The 6,674-nt window shown below is 37.7% G+C and carries 6 protein-coding genes; 4 read left to right on the forward strand and 2 right to left on the reverse strand.

The features are described 5' to 3' along the window. The coding region (locus GSY74_RS01945; RefSeq protein WP_164663434.1) for a DUF4153 domain-containing protein at nt 1–1,742 on the forward strand (1,742 nt) is incomplete at its 5' end. On the opposite strand, the gene folE is transcribed toward GSY74_RS01945, so the two are convergent. Further along, the gene (gene folE / locus GSY74_RS01950) at nt 1,732–2,310 is read right to left on the reverse strand and encodes a GTP cyclohydrolase I FolE (RefSeq protein WP_164663435.1); all 579 of its coding nucleotides are present in this window, start codon (nt 2,308–2,310) and stop codon (nt 1,732–1,734) included. The two genes, GSY74_RS01945 and folE, sit on opposite strands and share 11 nt — an antisense overlap. A 238-nt stretch (nt 2,311–2,548) precedes the next feature. Here folE and GSY74_RS01955 point away from each other — a divergent pair, with 238 nt between their 5' ends. From GSY74_RS01955 to moaA, 3 genes are all read left to right on the forward strand, one after another. Beyond that, nucleotides 2,549–3,748, forward strand: a complete 1,200-nt coding sequence (locus GSY74_RS01955; protein WP_164663436.1) for a NifS family cysteine desulfurase — start codon at nt 2,549–2,551, stop codon at nt 3,746–3,748. Nucleotides 3,749–3,829: 81 nt separating this feature from the next. Then, on the forward strand, nt 3,830–4,801 hold the full coding sequence (locus GSY74_RS01960) for an iron-sulfur cluster assembly scaffold protein (RefSeq protein ID WP_164663437.1): 972 nt from the start codon (nt 3,830–3,832) through the stop codon (nt 4,799–4,801). A gap of 151 nt (nt 4,802–4,952) precedes the next feature. Next, a complete protein-coding gene (gene moaA / locus GSY74_RS01965) occupies nt 4,953–5,927 on the forward strand; it encodes a GTP 3',8-cyclase MoaA (RefSeq protein WP_164663438.1) in 975 nt (324 codons plus the stop codon). Here the strand turns inward: moaA and GSY74_RS01970 are convergent. Then, nucleotides 5,909–6,661 carry a lysophospholipid acyltransferase family protein gene (locus GSY74_RS01970; RefSeq protein WP_164663439.1) on the reverse strand — a complete coding sequence of 251 codons (753 nt, stop codon included), beginning with the start codon at nt 6,659–6,661 and terminating at the stop codon, nt 5,909–5,911. The two genes, moaA and GSY74_RS01970, sit on opposite strands and share 19 nt — an antisense overlap. Nucleotides 6,662–6,674: the final 13 nt, after the last annotated feature.

The raw sequence follows: 6,674 nt of genomic DNA on the forward strand, positions 1-6,674 counted from the left end.
GTCTATCTGCTTTTTTATTGACAGTTATTCTGATAAGTCTTATTGAGTTGGAGTTTTATCAAAAAGGGAGTGAGATTGTTATATTAGCAACAAAAGTTGCTTTTGTAGCATCTCTAGGTGTTGTTCTTTTTCCTGCTTTGCGTCTTCTCTATCCAAGTTTTCTATTGGCACTTATTGGTATAATGATTTTAGCAGGATACTACTATATTTTGCCTAGTAATATATCTGATTCAGAGAGTCATATCTTCTTTAGACATACTCTTTTGATACTATCTCTTTTTCTCATGCTTATCTGGGCACCTTTTGTCAGTGTAAAAATCTCCAACAAAAATATCTGGGAGTGGACGCAAAATATTATCTTGGCTCTATTTGCAACAACTATACTCTCTTTGATTCTCTATGCAGGGCTTAGTTTGGCTATATACGCTATAGATAGACTCTTTGAGATAGATATTGCTAGTAGAAGGTATGCTCAACTGGCTATTATGGTCTTTGGACTATATGGGGTCAATTTTTTTCTTTCACAGATGCCAAAATATATTCTATTAGTTCAGGTTAGAACTTACACAAAAGTAGAGGTTATCTTCACCAAATATATATTGACATCTCTAGCAATTGGTTACTTTCTGATTCTATTTGCCTATGATATTAAAATACTGGTTAGTATGGAGTTCCCAAAAGGGATATTGGCTTGGATTACGGTCGCTTTCTCCGTGGTTGCAATCGCTACTTATCTATTTTGGACACCTCTTTGGAGTGAAGAGGATGAGAAGTACAAGAGGTATATATGGATAGCTGTTTTGATACAGACCCTTATGTTGGGTGTAGCGATATGGATAAGGATAGATGAGTATGGATTTACAGAGAGTCGCTATTTTATTGCACTTTTTGGAGTCTGGTTACTTCTGATGTCACTCTATTTCATTCTAATCAAGAGTGCTAGTTATAAGTGGCTCTTTATCTCCCTAAGTCTATTGATTATCAGTTCACAGTTTGGTAAATACTCTGCTTCTGAGGTTAGTAGAAATGACCAAACTCAACGACTCTATAAGATGATAGAGGAGGCTAAACCTATATCCGAAAAACTTGATATAGAGACCAAATACAAGATTTCAAATCTTATCTCGTATCTAAGCCATAGTCACGGAAAAGAGTCTCTAATCTCTGTAATTCCCAAAATAGTTGAGAAACATAACAAAATTTTAGAGGATATGAACTCCACAACTACAAAAGAGTACCATACCGTAGAGAATTTCCCTCGTTTTGCAACCAAAGAGTTAGGGTTTAGATTTATTAATCGTTGGGAATGGAGAAATTATTTGCGTATAGGAACGCTTAATCATAAGGTAAGTATTTTCCAGTCAGTTAAAAATTCAGAGAGTATCAAAGTTGATGGTTATCAGTGGTTAACAGATTTTCGTTATTATAGGGACGCAAATAGTAGAAAAAAACCGATGATAGATGGTAATATCAGTATACTGTTTGTGGATAATAATTTGCATATCATAGATGGCAATAGTAGTTTGATTAAGATGAATATGAACAGTTTGATTGAGCTATTGGAAAAGGAAGAGGGTAGAACAACTCCTTATCTGCAGAAATCCATCGTCTCTGACCGAATGGAGTATAGTTATACCAATGAGAAAGTTAAAGTAAAATTACTTATTAATAATATAGCTGTTTTGGACGATGGGAATATTAGTCGTTTGAACTGTAAGGTTCTATTCTCCTCTAAAAATTAGAGGGGGCAGGAGTATTAATAATATTATAAAACTCACTCCTAGTCCGTTGGTCACTCTTAAATAACCCCCTAAGTGCAGAAGAGACGGTAGTAGAGTTTATCTTCTGTACTCCTCTCATCTCCATACACATATGCCGTGCATGAACCACAACAGCAACCCCTTTAGGATTGATAGTCTCTGTTATCGCATCAGCTATCTGCTCGGTCATCTGCTCTTGGATTTGTAATCTTCTAGCAAAAACATTAACAATTCTTGGGATTTTGGAGAGACCTACCACTTTGCCATCAGGGATATAGGCTACATGTACTCGACCTATGATTGGGAGCATATGGTGTTCACACATGGAGTAGAACTCTATATCTCTTACTACTACCATCTCATCATTGCTACTTGTAAACAGTGCTTGGTTCAAAATCTCTTTTGGGTCTTGATTATATCCTTCGGTTAAGAATTGTAGTGCTTTGGCGACACGGCTTGGAGTTTTGAGCAGACCTTCACGAGTTGGGTCTTCTCCTAGTAGTTCTAACATTTTAGTAATGGTCTGTTCAAACTCTTGATTATTGTTCATTAAATCCTCTAGTCTATATATTTATGATATTTATGGAATTTTAGCATGTCATTATAAATTTAGGGTATCCACAAGGGGATACCCCTATGAGATTGTTCACTATTCATTCATTTCTAACCATCAAAGCAGTATAATCCAAAAATTTTTATGACATCACTATATTTTAAGCTTTGTTGATGTAGTATGGGGAAAGTTAATTAGGACTAAGTTTGTCTGATTTGAAATTAAAAGGAAAAAAATGAAAGTTTATTTGGACAATAATGCCACTACAATCGTCGATCCACAAGTAAAAGCAGTGATGGATCCTTTTTTTGTAGAGAAGTATGGTAACCCTAATTCACTTCATGCCTATGCAGGTGAGACACATCCTCACTTGAAAACGGCAATGGAGAAAATTTATGCAGGGCTTCATGCTCCAAAAGAGGACTTGGTAGTCATCACTTCATGTGCGACAGAGAGCAATAATTGGGTACTTAAAAGTATCTATTTTGAGTATATCTTAACAGGTCGAAAAAATCACATTATTGTGAGTGAAGTGGAACACCCATCGGTTATGGCAACAGCGAAGTTTATAGAGTCAATGGGGTGTAGAGTCACCTACTTGCCGATTAATCATGAGGGACTTATTGAAGCACAAAGTGTTCGAGATAATATTACATCCAAGACGGCACTAGTCTCTATTATGTGGGCAAACAACGAGACAGGGGCTATCTTTCCTGTAGAGGAGATTGGTCAGATTTGTGAAGATAACAGGGTGCTTTTTCATACGGATGCTGTTCAAGCGATAGGTAAACTACCTGTTGATGTTCAGAGTTTTCCTGTAGATTACTTGACCTTCTCAGCTCATAAATTCCATGGACCAAAAGGAGTCGGTGGACTCTATATCAAAAAAGGTAGAGAGCTTATGCCTCTACTTCATGGTGGTTCACAGATGGGTGGTTACCGTTCAGGTACACTCAATGTAGCTGGTATTGTAGGTATGGGTAAAGCGATGGAACAGGCGATTGACTCTTTGGATTATGAGATGGAAGATGTCAAAGAGATGCGTGATGCGTTTGAAGATGAACTTCTTAAAATCAAAGATACTTTTGTGGTTACACCAAGAGAGAATAGAACACCAAATACTACGCTTATCTCTTTTAGAGGGATTGAGGGTGAGTCGATGTTGTGGGATATGAACCGTGCAGGTATTGGAGCTAGTACAGGTTCGGCTTGTGCCAGTGAAGATTTGGAAGCGAACTCTGTTATGGAAGCGATAGGTGCAGATGATGATTTGGCTCATACGGCGATACGATTCTCATTGAGTCGTTACACCACACAAGAGGAGATGGACTATACTTTGGATGTTGTGAAAAAAGCTGTTAAGAGACTTAGAGCTATCTCTAGCTCGTATGCTTATGCTCCAGAGGGTCATGAGAGTGGATTGTCGGCACATTAGGAAACGCAGACTTTAGTCGCGTAAAATATGAGGCGAGGCTAAAGCCATCGTTTCCAAGATAAATATAAAAGGAAAGAGAGTATGGGATTTGATAGTTTAATAGGTGGTACAATCTGGGATCAGTATAGCCAAAAAGTAACGGATTTGATGAATAACCCACAAAATATGGGAGAGATTACACAAGAACAAGCAGATGAGATGGGTGCAACACTTATCGTAGCTGATTTTGGTGCTGAGAGTTGTGGAGATGCAGTGCGTCTATACTGGGCAGTACATCCAAAAAGTGATGTGATTATGCACTCAAAGTTCAAAAGCTTTGGTTGTGGTACAGCGATTGCTAGTAGTGACACGATGGCAGAGCTTTGTAAAGGTAAAACTGTCGATGAAGCAGTTAAGATTACCAACATTGATGTTGAGATGGCGATGCGTGATGACCCTGATACACCAGCCGTTCCACCACAAAAAATGCATTGCAGCGTTATGGCTTATGATGTTATCAAAAAAGCAGCCGCTCAATACAAAGGTGTTGATATGGAGAGCTTTGAGAGCGAAGTGATTGTTTGTGAGTGTGCGAGGGTATCACTCTCAACCCTTAAAGAGGTGATTCGTTTAAATGACCTTACCACCATTGAGCAGATTGCAGATTATACTAAAGCAGGGGCATTTTGTAAATCGTGTATTCGTCCAGGTGGGCATGAGGCTAAAGATATCTATTTGGTTGATTTATTAGCAGAGTATGAAAAAGAGAAGATGGCAGCAACAGCAGACAGTTCAGCAGGTGGTGGAGCTGTTGATTTTGCACAGATGACCATATTTCAGAAGCTCAAAGCCGTAGATAAAGTAATTGATGACAATATTCGTCAGATGCTGATTATGGATGGTGGAGATATGGAAATCATTGACATCAAAGAGAATGGTGCTCATTTTGACATCTATATCCGTTATCTTGGTGCGTGTAGTGGATGTGCGAGTTCAAGTACAGGAACACTTTATGCTATTGAGAATATTCTTCAACAGAAGCTCGATGAGAATATTAGGGTTTTGCCAATCTAACTCCACCTCTTTTACTTCCAAAATCAGTTTGGAAGTAAGAGTAAAATAATTTGAGTTAATAAAAAAAATTAACTCCAGTGGATTTGACACACATCATCTCACTTTTATTAACATTTGGATACTCTACTCAAAAATTATTATATGGATTATTATGCTTATAGATGGACACGGAAGAACCGTTGATTACCTTAGAGTCTCGGTGACAGAGAGATGTAACTTTAGATGTCAGTACTGTATGCCAGAGAAACCTTTTTCATGGGTTCCACGAGAGAATCTGCTCTCTTTTGAAGAGCTGTTTTTGTTTATGAAAGTGGCGATGGATGAGGGGGTTACCAAGATTCGTATCACAGGTGGGGAACCACTTCTGCGAGAGGGTTTAGATAAATTTATTAAGATGATTTCTGAGTATAAACCTGATATTGACTTGGCACTTACTACTAATGCCTATTTGCTTCCACAAACAGCTCAAAAACTTAAAGATGCAGGACTTAAAAGACTCAATATTTCACTAGACTCACTTAAACCTGAAATAGCTCATAAAATTGCTCAAAAAGATGTTTTAGCACAAGTGCTTAAGGGGATAGACAAAGCCTTAGAAGTAGGCTTGGGTGTGAAGATAAATATGGTTCCTCTCAAAGGTATTAATGATAATGAGATTTTAGATATTATCGACTACTGTAAAGAGAGAAATATCAAAGTACGGTTTATCGAATATATGGAAAATGCTCATGCTAGTCAAGCGATTGAGGGGATGCATGGTAGAGAGATTTTAGATAAAGTAAAAGAGGGTCATACCATAAATGCCTTAGGTCGTGAGGGTGCTAGTCCATCGTTTAACTATAGACTAGATGATGGCTACGAGTTTGGACTTATAGACCCTCACAAACATGACTTTTGTGAGAACTGTAACCGTATTCGATTAACTGCTGAGGGTAATTTGATTCCTTGTCTCTATTTTGATGAGGCATTGAGTATTGCTAAAGCTGTTAAAGAGGGTGACATCGAGAGTGCTAGTCAAGTGTTGGCAAAGGTGCTTCGAGACAAGCCTAAAGAGAACCGTTGGAGTGAAGATTTAAATGGTGGGGAGGATATTTCGACTCGTGCTTTTTATGAGACTGGGGGGTAATTATTATCTATATACTCCTGCATAGTAGCTTTAACTTTTCTTCTAAACTCTAAAAATGTTTCACCCTCTTTAGGGTAGATAGGCTCTAAAAAAGTAACAGTCACATCCTTCTTATCCAAAGTTTTAGTAACATTACTCCCTTTGGATACAATCTTTCCTGTTCCAGAGATAATAATAGGGACAATAGGAACGCTCTGCTGGGTTGCTAGTCTAAATGCCCCACTTTTAAACGGTTTTAGTTCATTCGTAGGATTTCTAGTTCCCTCTGGAAAGATAATAACCGATGAGTTAATTTTAAGTGCTTTGTTGAAGTTTTTATATCCTGCATCTACCTCAGATATTTTGCCTTTTGGGATATAGTAGATACCAAGGGCATTTCTAGGAACCCTCATAAATAGTGCAAAGTCGCTGATAAAATGATTTGATGGAGTGACATAGTCATCAATAATTGTTGCTAATAGAGTGTAGTCTATGGATGATTGGTGGGTTGAGGCATAGACACAGGGGTGGAAGCTATTTGCGATTTGGGGATTTACTATCTTGACTTTTCCTAAAAGTGGCATCATTTTGTAGAATAGTCTAAAATACTGCTGTACTATCTTTTGAAAGTATATTCTTGGTTTTTTAGACCATATATGTGATAAGAGATATACTGGGTAAGCACTAAGCATTGCGAAAATCATCAACAGTATAAACAGCCCATAGACATAAGCACTAATCGCTATTTTTTTCATAAAATCTCCTAAA

Origin of the sequence: Sulfurovum sp. bin170 (assembly GCF_010892395.1) — a bacterium.
In the GTDB taxonomy this organism is placed as follows: Bacteria; Campylobacterota; Campylobacteria; order Campylobacterales; family Sulfurovaceae; genus UBA1140.

What these genes read in the sequence shown, in the direction of transcription:
- GSY74_RS01960 (WP_164663437.1), top strand. Translation starts at nt 3,830, where the DNA reads ATGGGATTTGATAGTTTAATAGGTGGTACAATCTGGGATCAGTATAGC.
- GSY74_RS01955 (WP_164663436.1), top strand. Translation starts at nt 2,549, where the DNA reads ATGAAAGTTTATTTGGACAATAATGCCACTACAATCGTCGATCCACAA.
- moaA (WP_164663438.1), top strand. Translation starts at nt 4,953, where the DNA reads ATGCTTATAGATGGACACGGAAGAACCGTTGATTACCTTAGAGTCTCG.
- GSY74_RS01970 (WP_164663439.1), bottom strand. Translation starts at nt 6,661, where the DNA reads ATGAAAAAAATAGCGATTAGTGCTTATGTCTATGGGCTGTTTATACTG.
- folE (WP_164663435.1), bottom strand. Translation starts at nt 2,310, where the DNA reads ATGAACAATAATCAAGAGTTTGAACAGACCATTACTAAAATGTTAGAA.